Annotated in this window: 22 protein-coding genes; 4 read left to right on the top strand and 18 right to left on the bottom strand. The window is 48.1% G+C overall.

The window, feature by feature from the left end; genetic code table 11:
* Window positions 1-228: 228 nt before the first annotated feature.
* The 4 genes from AR543_RS09580 to AR543_RS09565 all read right to left on the bottom strand — a co-directional run bounded on the left by AR543_RS09580 (window position 229) and on the right by AR543_RS09565 (window position 5,449).
* On the bottom strand, window positions 229-1,554 hold the full coding sequence (locus AR543_RS09580) for an MBL fold metallo-hydrolase (RefSeq protein ID WP_060533864.1): 1,326 nt from the start codon (window positions 1,552-1,554) through the stop codon (window positions 229-231).
* Entirely contained in the window at window positions 1,554-3,215 is a 1,662-nt protein-coding gene (locus AR543_RS09575) for an ABC transporter permease (protein WP_060533862.1), read from the bottom strand. The genes AR543_RS09580 and AR543_RS09575 overlap by 1 nt, the downstream gene beginning before the upstream one ends.
* Before the next feature lie 30 nt (window positions 3,216-3,245).
* Complete coding sequence (locus tag AR543_RS09570) at window positions 3,246-4,283, bottom strand: ABC transporter substrate-binding protein (protein WP_060533860.1); 1,038 nt, start codon at window positions 4,281-4,283, stop codon at window positions 3,246-3,248.
* A gap of 149 nt (window positions 4,284-4,432) precedes the next feature.
* Window positions 4,433-5,449: an ABC transporter ATP-binding protein gene (locus AR543_RS09565; protein WP_060533857.1), complete on the bottom strand. Its 1,017-nt coding sequence runs from the start codon at window positions 5,447-5,449 to the stop codon at window positions 4,433-4,435.
* A gap of 266 nt (window positions 5,450-5,715) precedes the next feature.
* Between AR543_RS09565 and AR543_RS09560 the strand changes: the two genes are divergently transcribed.
* Window positions 5,716-6,600: a LysR family transcriptional regulator gene (locus tag AR543_RS09560; protein ID WP_060533855.1), complete on the top strand. Its 885-nt coding sequence runs from the start codon at window positions 5,716-5,718 to the stop codon at window positions 6,598-6,600.
* Window positions 6,601-6,989: 389 nt separating this feature from the next.
* Here AR543_RS09560 and AR543_RS09555 read toward each other — a convergent pair whose 3' ends face one another.
* The 3 genes from AR543_RS09555 to AR543_RS09545 all read right to left on the bottom strand — a co-directional run bounded on the left by AR543_RS09555 (window position 6,990) and on the right by AR543_RS09545 (window position 10,060).
* The gene (locus AR543_RS09555) at window positions 6,990-8,321 is read right to left on the bottom strand and encodes an MBL fold metallo-hydrolase (protein ID WP_060533853.1); all 1,332 of its coding nucleotides are present in this window, start codon (window positions 8,319-8,321) and stop codon (window positions 6,990-6,992) included.
* 338 nt (window positions 8,322-8,659) lie between these two features.
* Window positions 8,660-8,908 (bottom strand): type B 50S ribosomal protein L31, encoded by a 249-nt coding sequence (locus AR543_RS09550; RefSeq protein WP_017811312.1) that lies wholly within the window; start codon window positions 8,906-8,908, stop codon window positions 8,660-8,662.
* Window positions 8,909-9,040: 132 nt separating this feature from the next.
* Complete coding sequence (locus AR543_RS09545) at window positions 9,041-10,060, bottom strand: globin-coupled sensor protein (RefSeq protein ID WP_060533851.1); 1,020 nt, start codon at window positions 10,058-10,060, stop codon at window positions 9,041-9,043.
* A 166-nt stretch (window positions 10,061-10,226) separates the two neighbouring features.
* Between AR543_RS09545 and AR543_RS09540 the strand changes: the two genes are divergently transcribed.
* Window positions 10,227-10,982, top strand: a complete 756-nt coding sequence (locus tag AR543_RS09540; RefSeq protein ID WP_060533849.1) for a DUF2161 family putative PD-(D/E)XK-type phosphodiesterase — start codon at window positions 10,227-10,229, stop codon at window positions 10,980-10,982.
* Between the two features lie 62 nt (window positions 10,983-11,044).
* Here AR543_RS09540 and AR543_RS09535 read toward each other — a convergent pair whose 3' ends face one another.
* Complete coding sequence (locus AR543_RS09535; RefSeq protein ID WP_060533847.1) at window positions 11,045-12,271, bottom strand: aminotransferase-like domain-containing protein; 1,227 nt, start codon at window positions 12,269-12,271, stop codon at window positions 11,045-11,047.
* Between the two features lie 48 nt (window positions 12,272-12,319).
* Complete coding sequence (locus AR543_RS09530) at window positions 12,320-13,078, bottom strand: response regulator transcription factor (protein ID WP_060533845.1); 759 nt, start codon at window positions 13,076-13,078, stop codon at window positions 12,320-12,322.
* 325 nt (window positions 13,079-13,403) lie between these two features.
* On the opposite strand from AR543_RS09530, the gene AR543_RS09525 reads away from it, so the two are divergent.
* Entirely contained in the window at window positions 13,404-13,811 is a 408-nt protein-coding gene (locus AR543_RS09525; protein WP_060533843.1) for a hypothetical protein, read from the top strand.
* Entirely contained in the window at window positions 13,808-14,875 is a 1,068-nt protein-coding gene (locus AR543_RS09520; RefSeq protein ID WP_060533841.1) for a phosphodiester glycosidase family protein, read from the top strand. The genes AR543_RS09525 and AR543_RS09520 overlap by 4 nt, the downstream gene beginning before the upstream one ends.
* Before the next feature lie 166 nt (window positions 14,876-15,041).
* Here AR543_RS09520 and AR543_RS09515 read toward each other — a convergent pair whose 3' ends face one another.
* The 9 genes from AR543_RS09515 to AR543_RS09475 all read right to left on the bottom strand — a co-directional run bounded on the left by AR543_RS09515 (window position 15,042) and on the right by AR543_RS09475 (window position 26,341).
* The gene (locus tag AR543_RS09515) at window positions 15,042-15,296 is read right to left on the bottom strand and encodes an AbrB/MazE/SpoVT family DNA-binding domain-containing protein (RefSeq protein WP_046215508.1); all 255 of its coding nucleotides are present in this window, start codon (window positions 15,294-15,296) and stop codon (window positions 15,042-15,044) included.
* Window positions 15,297-15,518: 222 nt separating this feature from the next.
* Window positions 15,519-15,983 (bottom strand): tRNA (uridine(34)/cytosine(34)/5-carboxymethylaminomethyluridine(34)-2'-O)-methyltransferase TrmL, encoded by a 465-nt coding sequence (gene trmL / locus AR543_RS09510; RefSeq protein WP_060533839.1) that lies wholly within the window; start codon window positions 15,981-15,983, stop codon window positions 15,519-15,521.
* 161 nt (window positions 15,984-16,144) lie between these two features.
* Entirely contained in the window at window positions 16,145-17,233 is a 1,089-nt protein-coding gene (gene serC / locus AR543_RS09505) for a 3-phosphoserine/phosphohydroxythreonine transaminase (protein ID WP_060533837.1), read from the bottom strand.
* Window positions 17,234-17,487: 254 nt separating this feature from the next.
* Complete coding sequence (gene glnA / locus AR543_RS09500) at window positions 17,488-18,912, bottom strand: type I glutamate--ammonia ligase (RefSeq protein WP_060533836.1); 1,425 nt, start codon at window positions 18,910-18,912, stop codon at window positions 17,488-17,490.
* Window positions 18,913-19,432: 520 nt separating this feature from the next.
* The gene (aroF, locus tag AR543_RS09495; protein ID WP_060533834.1) at window positions 19,433-20,497 is read right to left on the bottom strand and encodes a 3-deoxy-7-phosphoheptulonate synthase; all 1,065 of its coding nucleotides are present in this window, start codon (window positions 20,495-20,497) and stop codon (window positions 19,433-19,435) included.
* 502 nt (window positions 20,498-20,999) lie between these two features.
* The gene (locus AR543_RS09490; RefSeq protein ID WP_060533832.1) at window positions 21,000-21,977 is read right to left on the bottom strand and encodes a 4-hydroxy-3-methylbut-2-enyl diphosphate reductase; all 978 of its coding nucleotides are present in this window, start codon (window positions 21,975-21,977) and stop codon (window positions 21,000-21,002) included.
* Window positions 21,978-22,105: 128 nt separating this feature from the next.
* Window positions 22,106-23,707, bottom strand: a complete 1,602-nt coding sequence (locus AR543_RS09485; protein ID WP_227871867.1) for a sensor histidine kinase — start codon at window positions 23,705-23,707, stop codon at window positions 22,106-22,108.
* A gap of 16 nt (window positions 23,708-23,723) precedes the next feature.
* Window positions 23,724-24,413, bottom strand: coding sequence for a response regulator transcription factor (locus AR543_RS09480; RefSeq protein ID WP_060533827.1), 690 nt, complete (start codon window positions 24,411-24,413; stop codon window positions 23,724-23,726).
* Between the two features lie 242 nt (window positions 24,414-24,655).
* A complete protein-coding gene (locus AR543_RS09475; RefSeq protein ID WP_060533825.1) occupies window positions 24,656-26,341 on the bottom strand; it encodes a S1C family serine protease in 1,686 nt (561 codons plus the stop codon).
* Window positions 26,342-26,503: the final 162 nt, after the last annotated feature.

Genomic DNA, 26,503 nt, shown 5'->3' with positions numbered 1-26,503 from the left:
AATTCGATAGCTTCAACCGATATTATTGAACTGGCAGACTGTCTTTTCGTTATGGATAGTCGGTCAAATAAAAATACCAGAATGATGTCTAAGCACCATTCCGGTATGTTGGGTAGAAAGCGGTTATCGCTTCCCGAGCAAGCAGCCTATTGCTGCTTGGTGTAAAATTCGTATCTACTCTATAGCTGCTATTTTACCTTAATGTCCGTTTACTGCCTTACCTTATCCTCAGATACTTAGCTTAGCCGATGGAATCAGGGAGTGAATATGTCTGAATCCTTCCTGCTGCAATCGCTGGGCCAGACGATCTGTTCTGGATTTGGGTGCATGGACAAGCAGTGTTGGCGGATCATTCAGATCACTCAGCATCTGCCGCACATCCGGCAGTCCCTGATGTACTTTGTAGCGCACATGATGTATAGCACAGCCCTGCGGCTCTATCCTGTATTGCTCCAGCAGCCTGCGTCCCAATGATCCGGCAGCCAGATGACCGGTCAGAATAATCGCATGCTGTCCCTTTCCAGCCAGCTGTTCGTAATGCTGCCGAGCGATAGAGGACTGCATCATTCCATCCGTTAGGAATACGATTCCCTGACCGTACCGCTCATACAGCTGGGCAGCCGGTTCATCGCTGTTGATCCGGTACAGATACGGATAATGAAGCGCTCGCTCCATCCGGGTCAGTGCATCGCGGTGCAGCCAGCCGCTGTAATCCGCGAACAATTCCATGCCTGTCAGCAGAGCCGACTCTACTCGTACAGGCACTCCGGGATACTGCTCGATTGCCCATAGGATCAGCTCCTGCCCCCGTCCATAGAGGGGCACAGGCAGCAGAGCCGAGCCGCCTCGCTGCAATGCCGCATCGATATACTGTTTTAATTGGGCAAGCTTATCCAGCTGCGGCTCCGGGTCCGCTCCATAGGCAGCATCCATTATCGCCAGATCCAGATCCGGTAAAATTCCCCGTAACGCCGGAGCATCATATAAATGGCGTGTCTGATGCAATGGACGATCTGCATCCAGTAGCTGCGATTCACTCGTATAATCACCGGAAAAGAAAACACGCTTTCCTTTCCAGGACAATGCGATCCAGATCGAGCCCGGCAGATGACCGGACCGTCCCCAGCATACTTCCAGTTCAGGCAGCAGCATACCCCACTGACCTGCCGGAACGACATCTTCCAGATAGCGATAGCGAATACTCTGCACATCATGATCTTCATAAGGACGCGCGGCTGCTTTTTTATCCGTATACCTTTTCCAGGCTTCAAAATAAACCGGCAGCTGCTGGACTGTCGCTCTTGTCGTCCACACTTCACCTTGATATCCGTTGCGATACAGCACCGGTAGCGCTATGCAATGATCTTCATGCGCATGGGACAGAAATACCGCTTGCAATCCACCGATCCACTCCTGCATATGATCCATAAGCGGATAGACACCGCCGTCCTCCTTTTTGACACCATAATCCAGTAATATATGCTGCTGCTCTGCTGTCAGCAGATAGCTGGATCGTCCATGTTCTCCCGCGCCGCCGAGTATAGTCAGTTCCATCAGACCTGCTGTCCTCCGCGTGCCGAAGGCAGTACATTCAGAATAAGCAGCAGGATCGTCGTGATGCCGACAGAAACGACAGCCATCGCCATACCCATCGATACCGCTCCCTGCTCAAACTGGGCAAAAATATACGTAGCTGATGTCTGCATGGACGGCGGAAGAATCAACAGGGAAGCGACCAGCTCACGATTGGAAATAGTAAATGTCATCATCCAGCCGGCAATAATACCAGGGATCAGCAGCGGTAGCAGAATACGCCGGAATACGTACAGCGGTCTGCCCCCAGCCATCGCTCCTGCCTGGAGCAGCACGGAATCGATCTGCCCGTAATTGGCTTTGACATATTGAACGGTATACGGGAGAAACAGGATTACATAAGTTAGCACAACCATCCCGTAGGAATTGTATAGCGGTACCGGCATCCATGGAGAGTTCCAGAACAGGATCAGCCCTACCACAATTACGATACCCGGTACGGTATTGGGCATAAGACTGAACAGATCGATCCATTTCTGCGAGGCACGCTGCCCGCGGCTTACTTTCAAAGCCAGAAATGTACCGATAATCACCGCAATCGTCGAAGCTGCCAGCGACAGCGTAAAGCTGTTGAGCAGTGCTTCCAGACTATCCGAGCCGGGCTGCAGCAGCTCTGTATAATGCTTGAACGTCCAGTTGCCTGCTTCTATGCCTGCACCACGCAGCTTCAGCAGCGAAGCCGTAATCACGGAAAAATAGGGAATCCCGATCGAGACGAGCAGCAGCAGAGCAATATACAGCCCGCTTAGCAGACCTTTCCAGCCTGTCAATGTATATCCTTTTTTGCGGGAACCTTTGCCTCCGGTCAGCCTGTAGGAATAACGGCTGCTTAGAATGCTCTGTATGTACCACATGACCAGACAGGCACTCAGCAGTAAGGAAGCGAGTGCTGTGGCTTTACCAAAATCAATCGGCCAGCTGGAAATGTATTTGTGGATCTCGGATGTCATCACAGAATAACCGATCCGCCGGCCAAAAGTAGCCGGTGTACCGAATTCGGCGATCGTTTTGACAAAAATAAGCAGCACGCCCATCGCATAGCTGGACAGCAGCAGCGGCAGAATGATCCGCCGAAACCGATAGCCCGGCGAACCGCCATGTACAGCACCTGCTTCTTCCATACTGCCGCTGATCTGCAGCAGGGTATTGCGCAGTATCAGGTACAGGAAAGGAAACAGGTGTAGGCTCATAATCATAACCATGCCGCCCAGACTGAAAAAGGCCGGTGTCCAGACAGCGGCACTCGGCAGCAGCTGTTCCATATAACCATTTTTTTGCATAAACAGCATCCAGCCCATCGAGCCGATATATGGCGGTGTCATAAAAGGAATCAGCAGCACCACATCCAGCCAGCGCTGTCGTCCCAGCGGCGATCTCGCCATAATCCATGCCAAAGGCAGAGCAAGTATTGTCGTCACGAGAATAACCAGTACACCGAGCCAGAGCGAATGGAATAGAACCGAAGCCAGATGGCTGCCGGCGATGATCTCGAGCGGAGCAGCAAGATCAATATGTCCGTCACGCTCGATCGCCGTATAGAAAATCAGCAGCAGCGGAAAAACAATGAGTACGGCCAGCAGCAGAAATGCTGCAGCCGTACTCCATTTACGATAATGGATCATAGGATTCACCCTCAGATGGATTGATAGGTATTACTGATACAGTCCGGTAAAACGGGTTGCCACTTCTTCCCCATGCTCATTCATCCAGTCCCATTTGACCGGATAAGCCGGAATATCTGCCAGATTGGTACGATTCTCCGCCTGAATATCGGTCCGTCCCGGCAGCAGATACGCCCCGGTTACCAGCTTCTGGGCATCGTCGGACAGCAGATAGTCGATAAACTGCTTGGCCTGCTGTTCATGCTGGGTCGTTTTGATAATGGCTGCCGGACGCGGGCTGATTACGGTACCTTCCGCAGGGTAGACGATATCGACAGGCTCTCCATCTGCTTTGGCTTTGTAGGCCATATAATCGACACCTGCAGCCACTACATCCTTGGCACCGGTAATCACTGGATCAAGAGCTTCCTGATTGGCTCCTGCCATAGCCACACCGTTTTGTTGATACTGCTCAAACAACGACCAGCCACTATCCCCCTTGGCACTCAAATAGCCAGTAATAAAGTCCAGCGCCGAGCCGGACAGAGACGGATCGGGAATATTGACTTTATCTTTCCATTCGGCCTTGGCCAGATCGGCCCATGAAGTCGGCGGCGTCTTCACCTGACTGGTGTTGTAGACGATACCGAGCGCCGATGCACTATAGCTGAAGTAATTCCCGTTTGGATCAGACCAGTCTTTGACCAGTTTGTCGCTGTTCGGTGCATCCGCATAAGGAAGCGTCAGGCCGTCTTTGGCCATCGACTGCATGGAAGGCAAGGATGCCAGTACCACTACATCGACTACCGGATTGGCTTTTTCCGCTTCCATTCGGGACAGAATCTTGCCGGTCGTACCCTGGAACATTTCGACCTGAATACCGGTCTTCGCTTCGAATCCTTCTTCGATCTTTTTGGCCAGTCCTTCCGGTCCGGCGCTGTACACGACCAGTTTACCGCTGTTTTCTGCTTTGCCGTTGGCTGCCTGACTAACGCTACTGCCTGTTGTTCCGCAGCCTGCCAGAGTAGTTCCCATTACTGCCGTAATAGCGAGCAAGCTTGCCTTTTTCCATGTCTTATTCCATTTCATTGGATAATTCCTCCTGTGTATAAACGTATTATTTGGTAAATGACCGGATAGCAATAAACCATTGATTCTTCTGCTGCCTTCAAACATTTGGCTATCTCGATATTCAAGCATTCATCACTTCGCTGTTTCGATCATATTCAATCTATTATTCAGGAAATATGCTGACGACCACTATGCAGCGTATCTGCTGCTTCGCTATCTACTCTGCATACATGCTGGGGAGCGACATAGAGCCGTACTTCATCGCCCGGCTGTAGCCGACGGGTATGATATGCAGTCCAGATTCGATCCTGTCCGGCATCCAGCTCTATTTCATACCGGTCGCCCATATAGCTGACTCTGCGAATCACCGCATGATATGTATATTCGCCAGCTTCACGGGTCGTCTCCCAGCATCCATGCTCCGGCCGGAACAGTGACTGTCCGGGTTCGATCCAATTGGATCGCCCGATGAACCGGGCAACAAACGAATCCGCAGGGCTTCGGTAAATGTTTTCCGGTGTACCGCGCTGCAAAATGCGGCCTCCCTGCATCACGATAATCTCATCCGACATCGACATCGCCTCTGTCTGGTCATGCGTGACATACAGAGCTGTAATGCCCAGCTCCCGTACCAGATTCATCAGCTCATGCCGCATCTCTTCTCGGAGCAGAGCATCCAGTGCACTGAGCGGTTCATCAAACAGAATCAGTCCGGGCTGCATGACTATCGCTCTGGCAAAGGCTACCCGCTGCTGCTGACCACCTGACAGCTGATGCGGCTGCCGCTGCTCCATACCGGTTAGCCGTACCTGCTCCAGCGCCCGTTTCACAGACTCCTGGATCTGCTTTTTTTGGCCGGCAGCCTTCAGACTAAAGGCGACATTTTCATATACAGTCATATGCGGCCACAAAGCGAACTCCTGAAAGACCATGCCGAATTCACGGCGGTGCGACGGCATATTGATGCGTTTTTGCTGAGAGAAGACCGGTTTGCCATCGGCAAGTACTTCACCGGTATCCGGTGTCTCCAGTCCGGCAATCAGACGCAGCAGCGTTGTTTTCCCGCAGCCGGAAGGCCCAAGCAGTGTAGTGAACTTGCCGGCGGGAATCGTCAGGTCTACGGGCTTGAGTGCCTGTACATTGCCATAGCTCTTGCTTACTCCCTGAAGCGTAATCTCTGTCATTGGTGTATTCCCCTTTTAACTCATTGTTCCATGATTATTCCGTTCGACTGGAAAGGTAATAAGTGTCTGCTGTTAAATCAGAAAACTGCTTTCTGAATTCAGTATAGCCATCGAGTTTACGAGTTATATGCGGATAATGTAAACGAAATATCAATTTTAACTATGCTGTCTTTTGACAGTCATCGAATAAATCTATGCTAGATTGAACAGAAGATAACAAATGACGCCCTCTTCCGTAGTGGAGCGGGTTATGGAGGAAATGAATCATGAATCTGATCAAGCTGCAAATTGTAGAACTGCTGAACAGGCATCAGAAAATTACTGCGGTTGCAGATGAATTGGGACTCAAGCAGCCGACCGTTACCTTTCACATGAAAAGTCTGGAAAAAGAAATGGGCGTTAGTCTGTTCGAATCGCGTGGCGGCAAGGTAATCCTGCGTGAACCAGGCAAAGCGCTGCTGCATTATGCTGTCAAAATCAATGCGCTGGCAGCGGAATCCAGACGAATCGTACAGGAATTCGGGGCACTGGAGCGAGGGCAGCTACGTATTGGCGCCAGCTATGTACCAGCTACCTATCTATTACCGCAAATCATTCATCCGTTCAGTCTGCAGCATCCGGGCGTAAGTATCTCGATTGTCGTGCAGACGTCACCGGTAACGCGGGAGATGCTGATCAATCATGAGATTGATCTCGGTATTATGCTGACTGAACCATTTGAACACCCGGCACTTGTCAAAGGGCTGATCGGTGAAGATCAGCTGGTTGCCATTTTCTCTCCGGATCATCCGTTGGCAGCAGCAGACGAACTGCGTCTGGATCTACTGCAGCAGAGCCGTTTGGTGCTGCACAGCGGTGAATCCAGTACACGCCAGCTAAGCGATCGCTGGATGAATGATATCGGACTGCAACCCCATCAGTATATAGAGCTGGATTCCGCCGAGGCTATCAAGCGTTCGGTGATGCTGGGCGGCTATGTCGCTTTTCTCTCCAAAATGGCAGTCGAGGAAGAAGTACGGCAGCATCGGTTGCAAATGCGAGCACTACCTGGCTTGAATCAACGAAGGTATCTGTATTATGCCTACAACAAAGAACGCCATTATTCCGGCCTGATCCACCGATTTGCTGCCGGCCTTACAGATAATAATTAATCGAAGAAGCAGAATATTATAGAGAAGTGGAACGATGGGAATTTAGGGATTTAGGGATTTAGGGATTTAGGGATTTAGAATCTAGGATCTGGAATCTGGGATCTTGATTTTAGAGTTTGGAGTTTGGAGTTTGAAGTTTGAAGTTTGAAGTTTGAAGTTTGAAGTTTGAAGTTTGAAGTTTGAAGTTTCAAAAGTATAGATGTTCCATACTCCAAAAGTTTAGGATTTCAAAAATTATAAAAAAAACACAATGATACAAAAACACAAAATAAAAGCGTACCGCAGAAATACTTCCTCTCTGCAGTACGCTTTTATCATTATCTGTCTTTATCAGTCCTGTCTGTCATACACTTCCGATTCCTGATTCCCCAATTCCTTAACTACATTCACTAAAAATAAAGCTGGTCTTCCGGCTGCAAAGCATGTACCTGCTGAAATCCTTCCTGCTGCAGCCGAAGTGCCAGACCGTCTGTACGCGGCCGGGTTGCATGTACGAGCAGGGTACGCGGACTTTTGAGATCAAGCAGCATCTGGCGCACATCCGGCAGTCCCTGATGCACCTTGTACCGAACATGATGAATCTGGCAGCCACGACGCTCCATATCCATGAGCAGTGAACGACCGAATGAACCATAAGCCAGATCGCCGGTAAAAATAACCCGATTCGCTGGACTTGCAGCCATACGGGTATAATGCTGCTGGGCTTTGACCGATTGCATCATGCCATCATCGGTAAATACAATACAGCGTGGATACCGCAGAAACAATGCTTCTCTAGAATCATCGTCCTTCATCCGGTAAAGACGCGGATGGCGCAGCAGCTGCTCAATCCGTTCTGCCCCATCCGGCCTTAACCATTGTGAATCAGCTGCAAACAACTCCAGCGCATCCAATAGATCCGATTCTACCAGAATCGGAATATCTCCATACTGCTCACTAGCCCAGATCATCAGCTCCTGACCTCTTCCATATACCGGCACCGGCAGCAGAATAGCCCCACCCTGCTTGAGCGTTTCCTTTATATAGCGATTCAGCTGGGACAGCTTGTTGCCCTGCCGATCCGTATCGACTCCATAAGCCGCATCAACAATAGCCAGATCCAGATCACGGATTTGTCCTGGAGCAGGATAGGCACGCGACAGGATTCGGGAATGATGCAGCGGTCGATCCGCTTCCAGCAGTCTCGATTCTGCACTATAATCACCGGTATAGAGTATTGTTTTTCCATGCCAGTGGATGGCAATCCAGATCGAACCCGGGAGATGTCCTGCTCTTCCCCAGCATATTTCCAGATTGGGCTGCAGCCAGGTCCATTCTCCTCGCGGCGCGATATCCTCCAGATAGCGGAAACGGATATTCGATATCGTCTCTTCGCCAGCCGACAGCGAAGCATGTCCACGATCAGCAACAGCATACTGCTGTTCTTCCAGCGCTTTGAGACAGAGGGGCAGCTGTTTTATCGTGGCTCTGGTCGTCCATACCTCACCGGTATATCCATACTGCTCCAACAGCGGCAGTCCGATGCTGTGATCCTCATGCGCATGTGACAAAAAAACAGCCTGCAGCCGGGACATCATATAGGTCAGCCTGTCTGGTGAATTCCCGGATTCCTCTGCTATATCCATTCCACAATCCAGCAGCATATACTGATCTTCCTGCCGGAGCAGATAACTGGAACGGCTCTGCTCGCCTGCTCCACCTAGAATAGTAAGCTCCATCATGATATTCACTCCACCTGTTTTAACCATTTTTCAGCAGAAGCAGATTTCATTTGTATTTACTTTGCCAGTTCGATCGAATGAGATAATGGTTTCTTGAACAGTATATCTGTCGAATTTGTATGTAGTGTGTGGTTAATGTAAACGCAGTATAAACTTTTCCATCACATACCAGTATTCGTTTTAATCATACGCAGACGATTATGTACATCCGGTTTACGAATTTGCTTAAAAGCACAAAAAAAGCGTACCGGTATGCATAATGATTATGCACTCGGTACGCTTTTTATGACGGTTCACAACGCAAATGGTTGTGAAGATAAGCTCACAATAGATACGTCTTAGTTTTTCAAGCCGTATTTTTTGTTGAACTTGTCTACGCGGCCACCAACGTCTGCGTTTCTTTGTTTACCAGTGTAGAACGGATGAGAAGCAGAGCTAGTATCAACACGAATTACTTGATAAGTGTTGCCGTCTTCCCATTCCATTGTTTCGCCGGAAGTTTTAGTTGTTCCACTCAGGAACTTATATCCGCAGCTTGGATCCAAGAAAATAGCCTGTTGGAATTTAGGATGTCCTTCTTTTTTCATGAGTAATCACCTTCGTTCATAAAATTAATCACGCTCTTCCTATTATACACTCATACCTCAAAAAGTCAAAGAACTTCTGTTTTTTTCTCAAACTTTTTTTTGCCTTTTATTTCTGTCTGATTCACAGCTCAATCAGCTGCTATATTCGGCCTGCTGAAGTTCCTCCAGCTCGCGTGCTACCTGTTCAATCATCTGGGCAAAAGTAGCCAGTTCCTGCGAACTGCCAGCCTGCTGGCGCGACAATTCCACATTATGCTTGAAGCTTTCTTCGACCTGATTCAGACGCGACATAATGACTTGCAGCGTACCGTTAATATCTTTCAATGCATTTTGGGAAGAACCTGCCAGCTTGCGCACCTCCTGAGCGACAATACTGAATCCACGTCCATACTCCCCGGCATGGGCAGCTTCAATAGAAGCATTGAGACCGAGCAGATGCGTCTGATCCGACAGCTCGCGCATAATGGAGCCTACCGTGCTGATCTGCTTGACTTCATGGCCCAGACTGTTCATTTCCTGCAGGGATAATTCCTGGGAGGCGGCGATATGCCCTGCCGAATCGGAAATGTCACGTGCATTCTCGTTCAGCCGTACAATCATGCTGCTCATCCGGTCGACCACTTCGGTCACCGATGACAGCATATGCTGCTTCTGATCTGCCATTTCCCGAATCTGCTCCTGCTCCTGTTCTCCGTAGGCTTCCAGCACCAGCTGGGAATCCAGATTGAACATGCGTGTCAGTGCGTTCAGTACAGGCATCCACTGATCCGGCAGTTCCCGTTCCAATACCCGTGCAGCGATATCGGTGTAAGTCATGTACGTACCCAGATAATAATCCAGATTCAATCCGATCCGGGAATGAATTTTGCCGATTTTGAGACGATGCTCAATAAACTCCTCATTAATCACGCCTCCGGCAAGCGAAAGCCAATAATCGCGCTGCGTCTGCTTGAGACGATGCACCGATGATCCATTGCCCTGGATAACACGCTTCAGATCCGGATACTTATCGATATGATCATAAAAATAGTCGACTACTTCATCAACCACTTTTTCAAAAATTGTGCGATATGAAGCCAGCAGCTGCACGTCCTTATCCGTTAAACGGATATATTCGAGCTGCCGCCGGCGCTGAGATGAAACCTGTATCATTACTGATCCCCCTGTGCGGTATATAGTGATTCTGCTATAAATATTGTTTAATCTTCTATTTACTAACAGATAACATGTAATTTACATCGGATAAGGAACCATCTTAGTTTAGAGCTGTCCGAATATGATATACTTTCAGCAGCATAATTGAAGGAGAACTGGAACCATGGCTGTAAAGAACGAGACTGAATTATATTTACCGATCAAAGACTTTTTTGCCCGACAGGGATATGATATCAAAAGTGAAGTCCGACACTGCGATCTGGTCGGTCTACGCGAAGGCGATACCGAGCCCCTGATTATCGAAATCAAAAAAACGTTCAATCTGCCGCTGCTTTTGCAGGGAGTTGAACGTCTCAAATTGAGCAGTAATGTATATGTAGCTGTTGAGCGCAATCGTGCCAAAAAAGGAGCACACAATCAGCGCTGGGGCGATCTAACCGATCTTTGCCGCCGTCTGGGCCTTGGCCTGCTGACAGTGACGCTATACAAAACAAAAGCTCCATTTATTGAAATACTGTGTGAGCCTGCCCATTCGGCTACTCCTGCACGCACACCTCGCAAAAACAGCCGAAAAAAAGAACGGCTGCTCAAGGAACTGGCCGGGCGCAGCGGCGATTACAATCTGGGCGGCAGTACGGGAGTGCCTCTTATTACCGCCTACCGCGAAAAGGCACTGCGCATTGCGAATGCCTTTGGCGACGAAGAGACGTTGTCACCGCGTCAGCTGCGTGACGCTACCGGCATCGGTACAGCAGCAGCTATTTTGCAGGATAATCATTATCGGTGGTTCGAACGCGTCTCCCGCGGACGCTATCATTTGACTGCTGCAGGCAGACAGGCTCTGCACGATTATGCCCATGTACTCCAGCCGCCTAACTTGGCATCACTTGCAGACCTGCCGGAATATACAGAGGAATAGCCGCTATATTCTGCAATCAGACCCTATCCTTGCTTTACCGAGCGTCGACTTATCTTGTTAATCTAGCTGTTTTCCTGCCGCATCTCTGCAATCACTTCGGAAATCAGATTCATCCCCAGCAGCAGTTCATCACGGCCAGGATGGGTAAAGTTCAGCCGGATCGCACTGCTGCCTTCCCCGCTGGCATAACAACGTGCCCCCGGCAAAAACGATACTCCTTTTTCCAGTGCTCTGCTCAGCAGCGCTTCACCATCCAGCTGATCCGGCAGTTGAGCCCATAGGAACATTCCGCCAATAGGAATCTCTACTTCGGTTCCTCGCCAGTTGGGACGTTTGAGCAGCTCCAGCATCAGCTTGAGCCGGATATCATATTCACGGTTAAGCATGGTGATATGGCTCCCCCAGTCAAACCGCTGGGACTGCAGCAGACGCAGCAGAATCGCCTGGTTCATGGTGCTGGACTGCCAATCCGCCGTCTGCTTGGCGGCAGACATCACCTGGATCAGACGATCATCGCCAGCTGCCCAGCCGATTCGCAGTGCCGGCACAATTGTTTTGCTGAATGAACCGATATACAGCACATGATTGCCGCCCTGATCCCGATCCAGCTTGAACAAGGTCGGATAACGCTGGCGAAAAGAACTGACCGGTTCCGATCCGAAATGCAGATCACCATAGGCGTCATCTTCGGCGATCAACAGCTCATGCTGCATACATAGTTCCAGTACAGCCTGTCTGCGCTCCAGACTCCATACCCTCCCTGTCGGATTCCCGAAATTGGGAGAAACAAACAGCAGCTTGGGACGATGAAGACGAATCATTTCGTCGAGACTTTCGGGGATCATGCCCTGCTCATCGCAGGCAACATGAATAACCCGCGCTCCCTGCAAATGAAGTACCTGCAGACAGCCGGGCGGCGCTGGAGATTCTACCAGTACAGTCTCTCCACTATTCACATAGATGCGTACCAGCAGATCGATCGTCTGCTGACTGCCTGATGTTAACAGAATATTGGCAGGGTCTACCGATAATCGCTGATCCTGCTTCCAACGGGTATGAAGCCACTCACGCAGCGCCAGCGACCCGGCTACCTCTCCATATTGCAGTACACGCGGACCGGCAGAAAATACCGTTCCGGCAGCTTCTCCCAGCTGAGAGAGCGGAAACAGCTCTTCGGCCGGCAGTTCTTCCGCCAGTGAAATCCACGATTCACGACGCTGCCGACGATCCTCCGAACGAACCGAGAATGCAGGCATATTGCTGACCCTTGATGCAAATAAGAATTTCACCGTTCCAGCCTCCTGTACGATGCTTTTTCAAGATCATACACCCGAACTTCAATCCAGGGCAACCTTTTTTACGGGAGCGGAGCGTTCTACTTTGATCACCGGTTCGATCGTTACAGCCGATTCAACGGCTGCAATGCTTGGATGAGACTCCAGTGCTCCTTTGAAGGAAGCGGTATGCGAGTATAGTGTATATTTCTCAATTGCCTGTGCACGGCTGCTTACGCCGAGCTTGTCATAGATTTTACGCAAATAATTGTCGACAGAACGCCGGCTTACACGGATCACATCAGCGATCTTGTCGTATGTAAACCCCTGTGTAATTTGAATCATGATGGTGTGCTCAATTTGGGACAACTCAAAATAACCGTCTGTCGGAATTTCGGCAGGCACCGGTACAACACCTTGATGCAGCCATGACAATGGAATAACGGTCAGTCCCTGTCTCAGACCATTAATAAGATGCAGCAGCTGGGCAGGCGAAGATTCCTTGGATAACACACCGCTCGCTCCCATGCTCATCAGGCCGGCAAATAAGGATAAATTATTATCGCCTGTCAGTACAATGACATGACTTTCTGTACTGCTGCGTTTCACCTGACGCAAATAATGTTCGGCATTGCCCTCGGGCAGCGAGTCATCGAGCAGGATCAGATCCGGCTTGATACGTGCGGCGAGCTGAACCCCTTCCTTGACGGAACTGGCAGTTGCCACGACACTCAGATCAGCCGTTTCTTCCAGTATTAGTTTGGTACCCAGCATCAATGCTGGATGATTATCGATAATGATAACCTTCCAAATACTCTCCACTTGGACACTTCCTTCCTGTTCATCATGCTTGTTTCTTTTATTACCGTATAGTTACATATCGGCGAACAACCGATAATTTTTTATGCCATATTTTGCATTTATTTCGGAATATGCTTTGCATGTATGCGCATACCTGGCAGCAGAAATGTCCAAGTTGGGTCGACTTTTTTTATTTTCCTTGCAGCTATAAAAAAGCAGTCCGTACCGCCGATATGTTCTACGAAAGCGCAGAATAATCTGTTCTTTTACAAATTAGACGGGTCGGAATGTACATGTTAGAATGTAGTCTGTTCAACAAATAAACGTATTATCGAGGTGATTCTGAATGGAGTCCAACGCAGAGAACAATCCGCGTGTACGATCACGCTTTCAGCCTCCCAAACCGTCTTCTGCGAAATGGTTTTTGATCTTCTGGATTTTGATTATCGCGCTCGGTGCTACCGTAGCTTACCTATACAGCAATCATATGAAGCAGCAGATGATCACAGCAATCCAGGCAGATACACAGCGTCAGATCGCTGCCCTGCACCAGGATTATGACGCCCGGTTCCAGGATATGTCCAAAGATATGAACGCATTGCAGAGCAAAGTAGAGTCCTTTAACGAGCTGCTGACCTTTACCAAGGATAATGCCAGCAGCAAAACAGACAACAGCAATAAATTATACACCCAGTTAAACGAAGTGCAAAAGCAGCTGAATACTCTGCAAAAGAAAATGGAGCTGCTCAAATGAACCGGAATGTCAAAAGAATAAATCGCTTTTTTATGCTGGCGACTGCTCCTTTTATCGGACTGCTGCTAGTGATGCTGCTGCAATCCAAATCAATGACCGTACCACTCCATCTGCAGGCATATACACCCTCTGCCAGTCTGGATGCCCAATCCGGCGAGATCCTGCATACACTGGATAAGGCGGAAACTATTGCTGTTCAGACATCCGCTTCGATCGAGAAGACCACCCGGCTGTATAACAAGACCACCACAGCCATGTCTTCGATCGTAAAAGCCGCCTCTATTCAGGCGGCCAGACCGGAGCAAATCTATAATCGGCGCATCACCTCCAAACTGGGGGCCGCCAGTGAACGGGTCAACAGTGACAAGATTCATATCGAACTGTATCGATTAAATCCCGGAACCTACAAAGCCTATGCTATGAAAATCAAGCTCAAAGACCCGCATGCCATGAAAATGACGCTTGGCAAAGATGCTTATGGCGGCGCAGAGACTACGCTGACTGCTGTACAGCGATATGGAGCTATCGCCGGGATTAACGCCGGTGGATTTGCAGATGCAGGCGGCAAGCGTTATCCGCTTAGTACGACCGTTTTGAATGGCCAGTATCTGAACGGCTTTGAAGCTACCTTCAAGGATCTTTTCTTTGTAGGCTTGAATCGTTCGGGCAAACTGATCGGAGGCAAATTTACGAGTCAGGCCAAGCTGGATGCACTTCGTCCTTCTTTTGGCGCTTCCTTTGTGCCTGTGCTGATTCAGAACGGCAAAAAGACCCCTATTCCGGCCAAATGGCAAAAAACACCGCTGCGCGCACCGCGTACAGTAATTGGCAAGTACAAGGATGATCAGATTATTATTATGACTGCGGATGGTTATAATGAAAATGGCAGCTCTGGTGCTACACTGCAGGAGCTTCAGGACAAAATGTACAAAATGGGCGTGATCGACGCCTACAATCTGGATGGCGGTGGCTCTACTTCACTGATCCTGAATGGAAGAGTAGTAAACCGGCCTTCCGATGGCAATCTGCGTCCGGTAGCTACCAACTTTTTATTTTTTAAATAATACAGAAATACTAAAGCCCCTGCCTCCTCTCTACCGGTTCCGTACCAGTAGATCGAGGAAGCAGGGGCTTTGCTATTATGCTTATAATTATTTATCTATTGTCAGCCTGATGCAGCATGATCTCCTTACCATCTATTCTGACAATAAATGTTACTCATTAAATGAATTAGGCATTTTTGGGAATCAAATTCATTTCTGTTACGCATTGTGCACAGATATAACGTTCCTTGAACTCACTAACTTCTTCCATCGAACCACAGAATACACATTTCGGACGGTATCTCTCCAAAATGATATGGTCACCCTGAACGAGAATTTCTACAGGATCTCCTTCATTCATTTGATATCTTTTGCGCAACGATTTTGGTAATACGATTCTTCCCAATTGATCTACTTTACGTACAACGCCTGCCGGTTTCATACTAATATACACCTCTCTGTTATTCATTCTGTGGCATTATCACTAATGCTGGTTGTGGAAGTAAGAGAAAATAAAAGAAGTACAAAATTTGGAATATCAGCTATATATTCACTTAATTTTGCTTTTCTATATATTCTCTGCTTACTTCTCGAATCCTGCTAACTTTTACTAATTTCTATTACTTCTTTTAGAAACCATGCTTTTCTCATCGGGAAGCTCTGATTATTTCATCCCTGGGAAATCCAGTTGACGAAGCGCCTCATACACGATAATAGCTGCTGAATTAGAAAGATTGAGCGAGCGTACATTATCAGTCATCGGCATTTTCATGGCAGTCTCGGGATTAGCTGCAATCAGCTCGGGCGGTAAACCCTTGGTTTCTTTGCCAAACACGAAAAAGTCACCATCTTGAAACTTAAAATCAGAATATCTGTTTTTAGCTTTTGTAGTTGCATAGAAAAAGCGATGTTCTTTATAGGACTTTTGTACTTCTTCGAATGAGTCATGATACTCAATATTGACAGCATGCCAGTAATCGAGTCCTGCTCTTTTTAGAGTAGCATCGTCTGTTCTGAAGCCTAAAGGACGTACAAGATGCAGGTAAATTCCTGTAGCTGCGCATGTTCTGGCAATATTTCCGGTGTTAGCTGGTATCTCTGGTTCCACCAATACGATGTGTAGTGCCATAGTTCTGTATCCACCTTTTTTATAGTACTTTTTGATTATAACCTATCTCGGTAAATTGCGACAGCTTTTGACAAAAAATAGTTGAATTTTTTTTAAAAAAGCCTTCCCTTGCGGGAAGGCTTTACTTATTTACGCAAATATAGCAGTGAAAGTTGCTCTGTTTAGCTATTTTTCGCCTGGAAATCCTTCATAAATTCGACCAGTGCTTCACAGCTCTCATAAGGAACCGCATTATAAATGGATGCACGCAATCCTCCAACACTTCGATGGCCTTTGAGACCGACAAATCCAGCCTGCTCGGAAGCTTTAGCAAATGCTTTGTCCAGTTCTTCGGAAGACAATCGGAATGTGATATTCATATTGGAGCGGCTGGATACTTCGGCAGCACCTTTATAGAAGCCTCCGCTTTGATCAATTGCATCATAGATCAAAGCAGCTTTGCGTTCGTTATTACGGGCTACACCTTCGAGCCCACCCTGCTCTTCGATCCATTTGAGCACTTCATTCACCATATAGATAGCAAATGAAGGCGGTGTATTATAGAGGGAATTATTTTTCAGATAGGTGCTGTAGCGCATAATGGTCGGAATACTTTTTGGCGAATTGGCAAGAAGCTCTTCACGCGCTACGACTACTGTTACTCCGGATGGACCCAGATTTTTCTGTGCGCCGGCATAGATCATGCCAAACTGGCTCATATCCAGCGGACGGCTCAGAATATCACTAGACATATCTACAATGAGTGGAACATTACCGGTATCTGGGAATTCTTTGTACTGGATACCACCAATCGTCTCGTTGGAAGTCACGTGCAGGTATGCTGCATTGTCAGGGATCTGGATATCTTCCAGCGCAGGAATCTGCATGAAGTCCTGCGCTTCGGAGGAAGCTGCTACGTGCGCCTCACCAATCAGCTTGGCTTCACTGATCGCTTTATCTGCCCAGCTGCCAGTCGCTACATAACTGGCTACCTGGCCTTCACCCAGCAGGTTGAGGGGCAGCATAGCAAATTGTGTACTTGCTCCACCCTGCAGGAACAGAACCTTATATCCTTCCGGATTACCCAACAGGGATAACAGACGCTGCTGTGCTTCATTATGTACAGCTTCGTAGACGGCACCACGGTGCGACATCTCCATAATAGACATTCCGTTACCCTGATAGTCTACAAATTCCTTCTGGGCACGCTCCAGCACTTCCAGCGGCAATGCTGCCGGGCCGGCATTAAAATTATAAGCTCTCTTGGTCATCTCTTTCTCCACCCTTTCAATTCAGCGTATACCTTTAATCCGTTAATTCGATGATGTCAGGTTTGTGATAATTATCGATATGATATCAGCAATTGCCGGGACGGGCAAGTGCTTTTTGTCACTATGGTATCTAGTCGACAGTTGTCTTTATTTTATATCAGCACCATTAATTTCATTTAAAAAATCCTCCGGAGTTGCAGTTCCGGAGGATCTTGGGATTACAGGATTGATCTGCTTCGCTGGTAGACAGCGGATTAGCAGTCGTAGTACAGGCTGAACTCGTGCGGATGTACGCGAATAGCTACATCTTTGGCTTCAGCACGTTTGAATGCAATATAGTTGGCGATAAAGTCTTTGGAGAATACGCCGCCTTCTGTCAGGAATTCGTGATTTTTCTCCAGCTCGTCCAGTGCTTCTTCGAGGGAAGCCGGTACACTGCGGATGCCTGCTTTGTCTTCGTCAGACAGTTCATAGATGTTTTTGTCAAAAGGTCCATAGCCCAGTTCACGAGGGTCCATTTTCTTTTTGATTCCATCCAGACCAGCCATCAGCATTGCGGAGAATGCCAGATAAGGGTTAGCTGTAGAGTCCGGTGTACGGAACTCGATACGACAGCCTTTTGGTGTCACGGATGCGATAGGAATACGAACTGCTGCAGAACGGTTACCTTTGGAGAATACCAGGTTAACCGGTGCTTCGTAACCAGGAACCAGACGTTTGAAAGAGTTCGTGCTCGGGTTGGTCAGAGCGATCAGCGCTGGAGCATGGTACAGAATACCGCCCAGGTAGTGCATTGCCATTTCACTTAGGTTGGCATAGGCACCTTTTTCGTAGAACAGCGGTGTGTCACCATCGAAGATCGATTGGTGAACGTGCATTCCGCTACCATTGTCGCCAAACAGCGGTTTTGGCATGAATGTTGCTGTTTTGCCGTATTGGTTTGCAGTGTTGTGCACGATGTATTTGTATTTCAGCAGGTTGTCTGCTGTGCAGCGCAGCGTATCAAAACGGAAGTTGATTTCTGCCTGACCGGCAGTTGCTACTTCGTGGTGATGACGCTCGATTTTGAGGCCGGCTTCTTCAAGCAGGCGACACATTTCGCTGCGGATATCCTGCTGGGAATCTACAGGAGCTACCGGTACATATCCGCCTTTTTTACGGATTTTGAAGCCCATATTGCCGCCTTCTTCAGCACGGTTGCTGTTCCAGAAAGCTTCGTTGGAGTCCACAGAGTATGTGGATTCATTCATTCCGCTATGATAACGAACATCGTCAAAGATGAAAAATTCGGATTCAGGGGCAAAGAACGCCGCCGTACCTACACCGCTGGATTGCAGATATTCTTCTGCTTTCTCGGCAATACCGCGAGGGTCACGCTCATAGCGCTCTCCGTCCGGTGTGTAGATGTTGCACATAACGTTCAGTGTTGGGTGAGCGGTAAACGGATCAACGAATACGGACTCGGGATCTGGCATCATTACCATATCCGATTCCTCGATTCCACGGAAACCCGGAATGGAAGAACCATCAAAAGCTACACCATTTACAAACGTATCCTCATCCACTTCAGTAGCTGGCAAAGAGATATGGTGTGCACGACCTGACAAATCCACAAAACGGAAATCGAACCACTCAATATTGTTTTCTTGTGCGAGTTTCAATACATTTTCTACCGGCATTTGTACTTTCCTCCCCAAATTTCCGAACATTACAACTTTTTCTGATGTACAATGTTCATTTTCTCGTTTTTTTTCTTTCGTCATTATAAAACTTAAAACCTGACATCGTCAATAGCCATGTTATATATTTCTGATCGGAATGTAAGATATGCTTACACATTACAGCTTACCAAAAAAGAAATCGGCTCGTCAATTCTGCTTCAGAAATACATTGTTACCACCATGCTTTAACGCGTCGAATCAATGTTTAAATCGCATCATACTCCATCTGCATCGAAACTACAAGTGCCGCTTTTGAATATTTTTTTGTCAACTCCCGTTCCGTATTCAGGCTGCATAGGCAATATATCGCTCTGTAGACTGGCTTAAAATATAAATTTAATCAGCAAATTTCTGTCTGATTTTAGCCTGTATTTCTAATCTGGGCATGACAAAAAGACCGGCTCTTTGGCAGATACCGGTCTTTCCAAACAATAATTCAATAAATCATATACTCAGCTCAAATCCATGTAAACACTGATTACTGCTGCAGCTGTGGAATAAATGATTCTGCAGGTGCTTTTGGCGTGGCGAAGCTTTTGCCGATAATCGGAGACAGCTGCTCCAGCTCGCGCAGCAGACGGGCAAACTGATCCGGGAACAGGGACTGTACACCGTCTCCGGTCATCGAATTATCCGGGTCGGTATGCATTTCGATAATCAGTCCGTCTGCGCCGGCAGCTACCGAAGCACGGGTCATTGGCTCGACCAGCTCGCGCCGTCCTGTGCCATGGCTTGGATCGGAAATAACAGGCAGATGACTGAGATGCTGCAGCACAGGAATAGCCGACAGATCCAGCGTATTGCGGGTGTAGGACTCAAACGTGCGTATGCCACGCTCGCACAGCATAACGTCCGGATTGCCGCCGGCAAGAATGTATTCGGCTGCATTCAGCAATTCGTCATAGGTAGCGCTAAATCCACGTTTGAGCAACACCGGTTTACGTACTTCTCCCAGTTTGCGCAGCAGATCAAAATTCTGCATATTGCGTGTGCCTACCTGCAGAATATCTGCGTATTCGGCACAAATATCCACGTATTCCGGTGTCATGACTTCTGTAATGGTGAGCAGTCCATGCTTTTTGCCTGCTTCAGCCATCATGATCAATCCTTCGACACCAACTCCCTGGAAGCTGTATGGACCGGTACGTGGCTTGAATGCTCCGCCGCGTAGTACCTGACCGCCTGCTGCTTTGACAAGCCGCGCGATTTCGTCGATTTGTTCTGCCGATTCCACGGCACACGGACCGCCCATTACGACCAGCTCTCCGCCGCCAATTTTGACATCACCGATCTGAATCACTGTGTTTTCCGGATGGAATTCGCGGCTGGCCAGTTTGTAGGATTTGGACACTTTTTCTACTTTTTCTACACCTGGCAGCTGCTGCAGACGTTCTACCAGAGCCGGCTTGATGCTGCCGATCATGCCAACGACCGTATGATCCGGCGCATGGGCAATATGTGCCTGTACCCCCTCCTGCTCGATAACTTCAACAATGTGATTGAGCTGCTCGCGTGCAGCCTGTTTGGATACGATAGTAATCATATTTATTCTTCCTTTCTCGTTTGAAATAAATGATGGCCGGATAGCCTGAGCCGGTATACCAGTCAGCCGGACATTATGAGATCCGTCATGACCTGAATGATCTAAATTAAAGGAATAATGATCCTTCTGAAAATGAATATAATTATCCCAATAAGTGATACATAAAAGTATTGTTTGCGTATCATGATTGGATACATAATCGGCCGCATTGTGCAGTCTTTGCTTTGCTGTTTATGCAAGCCTTATTGGATAATTATCTAACTTTAACACTTGTTCGCTTTTAAGCTTTTTAGCTTTTAATCACTAAAGTAAATATACAAGAAACGGTATCTGATGTCAAGCCGTTAAATCCTTCTACCCAGTGTAAGCGTCTTGTTATATAATGCAAAAACTTATACGTATTATCTAAACATAATGCAGCTTTAAATGAAAGAAAAGTGCCTGTTCTTTTGCAGAACAGACACTTCTTTTTTACAATTTGATGAACCAAATTACAAATAGATCAGGAATGACGAACAGGTTGATTAGTCGTTCTGCCTTTTTTCTCACGAACTGGTGGAAGCAGACGATTCGGATTCACTGTACGTGTAATCTCCCAGGTCGATGGATCATTGTTATCATACTGTTCAAGATAGCTGATGACTTCTTTGGTAATCGGCGTCGGTGTGGATGCTCCGGCTGTTACCGCTACACGGGATTTGCCTTTGAGCCATTCCAGATTTAGTTCGGTAATATCGGAGATCCGGTATGCTGTTACACCCGCAATCTGCTCCGACACCTGAGCCAGACGGTTGGAGTTATTGCTGCGCGGGTCGCCGACTACAATAACCAGCTCTGCTTGTCCAGCTTGCTCGGCTACTGCTTCCTGGCGAACCTGGGTAGCGAGACAAATCTCGTTATGCACTTCGGCTCCCGGGAATTTCTCCAGCAGTTTCTTCATAATAATACGAATATCCCACTGACTCATCGTAGTCTGATTGGTAATCAAAATACGCTCACCGGAAATATTCAGCTGTTCGATTTCTTCTTCCTTTTCGATCAGGAATACATGATCGGGTGCTACACCAATCGCACCTTCCGGCTCGGGATGGCCTTTTTTGCCGATATAGATCACCTGATAGCCTTCAGCTGTTTTGTCACGAATCAGGTCATGGGTACGCGTAACGTCCGGACAGGTCGCATCGACTGTCGTCAAGCCTTTCTCGCGTGCCAGACGGCGTACTTCCGGAGATACACCATGAGCAGTAAATATAACGGTACCGCTCTCCACCTGCTCCAGAATGTCTACACGATTCGGTCCATCCAGTGTAATAATACCCTGGTCTTCAAATGCTTTGGTCACATGACTGTTGTGTACAATCATGCCCAGTATATAAATCGGTCGCGGCAGATCAAGATTCTGCGCAGCCTGCTGTGCAATCACCATAGCGTCAACGACACCGTAACAGTATCCGCGTGGCGCAATTTTCACAATTTCCATATGGGCTTAACACCTGCTTTCTGGGGTTTGCTTAAGCGAAGCAATACTACCATTATACCTCATAACAAGGTCTACAGGAAAGGCAAAGCGCTTGGTAAAAGCCCCTTCCCTGTGACCGGGCCCAACGTTTAGTCCAGCTTTTCCGATTTGTCGGTTTTATCCGATTTGGATGGTTTGCGTCTAAAGTCCTTGATAAATGGTTTCTTTTCTTCCTTGATCATTTCCGGAATTTCCATTGCTTCTTCCGGCTTTGGCACAGAAGCAGCGCTCTGTGATTCTACAGGAACAGCAGCAAGCGGGAGCCAGATTACAAATGTAGTTCCTTTGCCTTTGGCTGTAATGACTTCGACAGAACCTTCATGCTCATCAATAATCCACTTGGCGATCGATAATCCCAGTCCGGTTCCCGGTGTAACACCACGCGATTCATCTGCCCGGTAGAACCGTTCAAAAATATGCGGCACTTCTTCCTGATCCATTCCGATGCCAGAGTCGGTAATCCGAATACCAATCTGATCTTCGTATAACACAGTATCCAGGGACACGATGCCTTCAGGTGTGTATTTAAACGCATTTTCAATAAAGATAAACAGCATCTGCTGCAAATAATCTTTGTTACCATAAATAAAATATTCCTGCAGACTGGATGTATCGGCAGGCTGCCAGTCCGCCCGGTGAGGAATAAACTGTGCACGCCGCACTACTTCTTCTACGAGTTCAGCTGCAGGCAGGCTTTCCTTGACGATCGTCTGTCCGGCATCGGCCCGGGCAAGCGACAGCATATCATTGATCAGCCGGCTCATCCGCTTGGATTCATCCGCAATATCATTGATCGCTTCCATCGACAGCTGCTTGAGGCTCTCTTCATCCAGATGAGGGGCTTCATGCGGCTTTTTATTCCATGCTTTTTGCAATAAATCCACGTTGCCACGAATCGTAGTCAGTGGTGTACGCAGCTCATGGGAGGCGTCCGATACGAATCTGCGCTGCGCCGTGTAGGCTTCTGCCAGATCCCGGTAAAAGGTTTCTGTCCGGCTAAGCATGCCATTGACTGTACTGATCAGCTGGCCGATCTCGTCATTGGGACCATCATAATCGATGCGAACGCTCAGATCCCTGCCATTTTGAATCTGATTGGCAGCTTTGATTACTTTGCCAATCGGTGCCATCGATTTGCGCGCCAGGAACAGACCCAGTGTAAAAGCTATAAACAGCGTCGCGAGAGAGCCGACAATGAGTGTGACGCGCAAATCATCAAATAGCTGATGGGCATCTGTCATATCGGCAGCGATAATAAGCACACCCAGCAGCTGGGCACTGCCGTCATCACCGACAGCACCGGGTATACCGGCATAGGCGACCAGATAGGAGCGTCCATTATAATCAATCTGTCTCAGATCATCCGGAATCTTGTTGGCCGCTGGTATCTCCAGAAATCCACCGTTATAGGAAATATCCTTGCTGCTGTCTGTATAATTTCCGAGTTTAATCCGGAAACCGGACTCCAGCAGACGATTATAATCCTTTCGTGAAGGCGCCATATCTACATGCCCTTCACTATCCGGCATACTGACCGCTACCTGGATACGGCTGATCTGATCATTTAGTCGGTTGCGCAGTTCCTGATACGTATTGAAATAAACAAAAGTATATATAGCAACACTGAACAGCATCAATGTCACCGCTAATATGCCGGAGTACCATACTGTCAGTCGTAAGCGTATTGACATACTGTTAGTCCTTTCTTCAGCTGTTGCTTCTCAGAATATAACCGGCACCCCGAATGGTCTGAATCAGACGCTTGCCGCCGTACTCTTCCGTTTTCTGGCGCAGCATGGCAATATAGACTTCCAGCACATTGGACTCGCCGCTGTAGTCATAGCCCCATATTTTATCCATAATCAGATCACGCGATAATACACGCTTCGGATTCTGCATAAACAGATGCAGCAGTTCAAACTCCTTGGCAGTCAGTTCCAGCCGCTGCCCATCACGCATCACTTCGCGTGCATCCGGATCAAGACTCAGATCTTCGTACGTCAAACGGCTGTTGCCGGAATTATTGGTATCTGGTTTGCGGCGCAGCAGTGCGCGTACCCGTGCGAGCAATTCTTCCAGCGCAAATGGTTTGACCAGATAATCATCGGCTCCGGCATCCAGACCTTTGACCCGATTCTCTACTTCATCCTTGGCTGTCAGCATTAGAATAGGCACCGAACTGCCGGCTTCCCGGACACGGCGGCATACTTCGAATCCATCTACTTGCGGCATCATCACGTCCAGTACCATCAGTGCCGGATCATTTTCCAGCATTTTATTTAATCCCTCGGCACCATTGGATGCCGTCAGTACTTCATAGCCTTCAAAAGCCAGGCCCCGGCGGAGCATGGAAATAATTTTCTCGTCGTCGTCAATAATTAGAATAGTCGGTCTCATGGCTTGTTCTCCTTCGGACAGGTTATGAAGTGCAGCAGCATATCCTGTGTGATTAGATAGTTAGTTCTATTGTATCAATGAATAGATAAATACACTATAGCCGCACAAAAGGCGGAAAGGAATATCCCTTCCGCCTCCAATTTATATTTATCGGATATCGTTATAGATCCGAGTAAAGAATCATATCAAACATATCATATAGTTTTACGTCCGTATCCGTCTGATGAACACAGCGGAGTTATTTATTGTCCGCTGCCAGAGCCGGAATTGTTCATGGTATTCTCGTAGTTATTGCGGTCGCCAATTTTCACTTTAACCTGGGACGATTTACCGTCGCGAATAATATTCAATGTCACGGTATCGCCTACAGCCAGCTTCTGAATAGCTGCAATCAGATCCTGACTGTTGGAATAATTGGTACCATTGATGCCGGTAATAACATCATAAGAGCGCAGATCCGCCTGGTAGGCAGGAGATCTGTACAGCACTTCGGTTACCACGGAACCACTGGTTGTATCGATACCCAGCTGCTGGGAAATCTCCGGAGTCAGTGTCATCAGCGAAGCACCGATAAATGGAACCGGGGTAGCCGGAATTTCTTTGCCATTTTTCAGTTTGTCGACAACCTGAGACACTACATTTGATGGAATCGCAAAACCGATACCCTGCGCGCCTTCACTTACCGCGGTATTGATACCGATCACCTGACCGTTCATATTGAGCAGTGGTCCACCGGAGTTACCAGGGTTAATAGACGCGTCTGTTTGCAGCAGATGCTGGTAGTTTGTCGACTGACCATTGGAAGCATCCGATGCCGTGATTTCACGTTCTCTTGCACTCAGCACACCTGCAGTAACAGTATGGTCGAATCCTTGCGGGTTACCAATAGCTACTACCCAGCTGCCGATTGTCATATCGTCCGAATTGCCAAGAGAGATATACGGGAAATCGGTCTCGCCTTCGGTTGGCTCGATTTTCAGCACAGCCAGATCGAGATCATCACTTTTACCCATCAGTTTGGCTTCATAAGGAGTTTTGTTATTTTCCAGCGTGACTTGGATGACATCTGCTTCGCCAACAACGTGAGCATTGGTCAGGATATAACCGGATTTGTCGAAAATAAAGCCAGATCCAATACCCAGTGGTGTAAGCGAACCGGAAGATCCGTTGCCGCTGCCGCCGTTTCCACTGCCCCCGGAGCCGCCGCCATTACCGCCGCGACCGTCACCCTGGTCACCAAAGAAGAAACGGAACATAGGATCGCTGTACGGATTGCTGCCGTTACCACTGCTGCTTGAGCGTGAATTGGAGTAGGTCTCGATTTTGACAACAGCCGGGCTCGCTTTTTTGGCGACGTCGGCGACATCGGCAGAACCTGCCGGAAGAGCTGCCTGTGTAATACCGCTGCTTGGTGGGGTAGTTGCTGTAGTTGTAGTGGAGCTGCTGCTCGCTGCCGGTGCATCCGGAGTAAACAGATTGGCACGATCCGCTCCATACATTCCTGCAGTCATGACGATCATCCCTGCCAGTACGGAAGCGACTACCGTTTTAACAGGACTTTTAGGTTTGCTGTATTGAAATTGGGCTGGCTTGCGATTGCCGGCATCTCCGCCATTACCGTTGTAGCCATTGCCATTATAGTTATTGTGGATATTATTGAGTGGATCCGGATTGCTGCCCGGAGCGGAGCTGTAGACGGGCCGTACCGGCTGAGGAGGAGTAACCTCTACATCTCTTGCTTCCGGGGCTGCATCCAGTTGAACTTCTGCCGGTTGTTCTTTGTCTTTGTTAAACGATTGGAAAGGGCCGTAGGAATAATAGTGTGATTGTCCATTGTCGGTTCCCGCTTCGTTGGAGTTGGTTGTATTATGGTTTTGGCCGTTAAGCTCGGAGCCGTTATTCATTTCATTTCTGTTCTTGTCTTCCATGAAGATACCTCCCAAATTCCCATGATATGAATGCCGTGTGTGTGTCTTGCTTGGTACATTCTTATATTCGCTTATTAACCTTAATTGCACATTAAAAACAATTAAAAAGATAATAAATCCAAGGTCAATAATTAAAATTTCATGGGAAAGAGAAGATATCAT

The organism is Paenibacillus bovis (genome assembly GCF_001421015.2).
GTDB classification, from domain to species: Bacteria; Bacillota; Bacilli; order Paenibacillales; family Paenibacillaceae; genus Saccharibacillus; species Saccharibacillus bovis.
The sequence above is the reverse complement of the archived record's forward strand: the minus strand, read 5'-3'. Positions and strand labels throughout refer to the sequence as shown.

What these genes read in the sequence shown, in the direction of transcription:
- AR543_RS09580 (WP_060533864.1), bottom strand. Translation starts at nt 1,554, where the DNA reads ATGGAACTGACTATACTCGGCGGCGCGGGAGAACATGGACGATCCAGC.
- AR543_RS09575 (WP_060533862.1), bottom strand. Translation starts at nt 3,215, where the DNA reads ATGATCCATTATCGTAAATGGAGTACGGCTGCAGCATTTCTGCTGCTG.
- AR543_RS09570 (WP_060533860.1), bottom strand. Translation starts at nt 4,283, where the DNA reads ATGAAATGGAATAAGACATGGAAAAAGGCAAGCTTGCTCGCTATTACG.
- AR543_RS09565 (WP_060533857.1), bottom strand. Translation starts at nt 5,449, where the DNA reads ATGACAGAGATTACGCTTCAGGGAGTAAGCAAGAGCTATGGCAATGTA.
- AR543_RS09560 (WP_060533855.1), top strand. Translation starts at nt 5,716, where the DNA reads ATGAATCTGATCAAGCTGCAAATTGTAGAACTGCTGAACAGGCATCAG.
- AR543_RS09555 (WP_060533853.1), bottom strand. Translation starts at nt 8,321, where the DNA reads ATGATGGAGCTTACTATTCTAGGTGGAGCAGGCGAGCAGAGCCGTTCC.
- AR543_RS09550 (WP_017811312.1), bottom strand. Translation starts at nt 8,908, where the DNA reads ATGAAAAAAGAAGGACATCCTAAATTCCAACAGGCTATTTTCTTGGAT.
- AR543_RS09545 (WP_060533851.1), bottom strand. Translation starts at nt 10,060, where the DNA reads ATGATACAGGTTTCATCTCAGCGCCGGCGGCAGCTCGAATATATCCGT.
- AR543_RS09540 (WP_060533849.1), top strand. Translation starts at nt 10,227, where the DNA reads ATGGCTGTAAAGAACGAGACTGAATTATATTTACCGATCAAAGACTTT.
- AR543_RS09525 (WP_060533843.1), top strand. Translation starts at nt 13,404, where the DNA reads ATGGAGTCCAACGCAGAGAACAATCCGCGTGTACGATCACGCTTTCAG.
- AR543_RS09520 (WP_060533841.1), top strand. Translation starts at nt 13,808, where the DNA reads ATGAACCGGAATGTCAAAAGAATAAATCGCTTTTTTATGCTGGCGACT.
- AR543_RS09515 (WP_046215508.1), bottom strand. Translation starts at nt 15,296, where the DNA reads ATGAAACCGGCAGGCGTTGTACGTAAAGTAGATCAATTGGGAAGAATC.
- trmL (WP_060533839.1), bottom strand. Translation starts at nt 15,983, where the DNA reads ATGGCACTACACATCGTATTGGTGGAACCAGAGATACCAGCTAACACC.
- serC (WP_060533837.1), bottom strand. Translation starts at nt 17,233, where the DNA reads ATGACCAAGAGAGCTTATAATTTTAATGCCGGCCCGGCAGCATTGCCG.
- glnA (WP_060533836.1), bottom strand. Translation starts at nt 18,912, where the DNA reads ATGCCGGTAGAAAATGTATTGAAACTCGCACAAGAAAACAATATTGAG.
- aroF (WP_060533834.1), bottom strand. Translation starts at nt 20,497, where the DNA reads ATGATTACTATCGTATCCAAACAGGCTGCACGCGAGCAGCTCAATCAC.
- AR543_RS09490 (WP_060533832.1), bottom strand. Translation starts at nt 21,977, where the DNA reads ATGGAAATTGTGAAAATTGCGCCACGCGGATACTGTTACGGTGTCGTT.
- AR543_RS09485 (WP_227871867.1), bottom strand. Translation starts at nt 23,707, where the DNA reads ATGTCAATACGCTTACGACTGACAGTATGGTACTCCGGCATATTAGCG.
- AR543_RS09480 (WP_060533827.1), bottom strand. Translation starts at nt 24,413, where the DNA reads ATGAGACCGACTATTCTAATTATTGACGACGACGAGAAAATTATTTCC.
- AR543_RS09475 (WP_060533825.1), bottom strand. Translation starts at nt 26,341, where the DNA reads ATGGAAGACAAGAACAGAAATGAAATGAATAACGGCTCCGAGCTTAAC.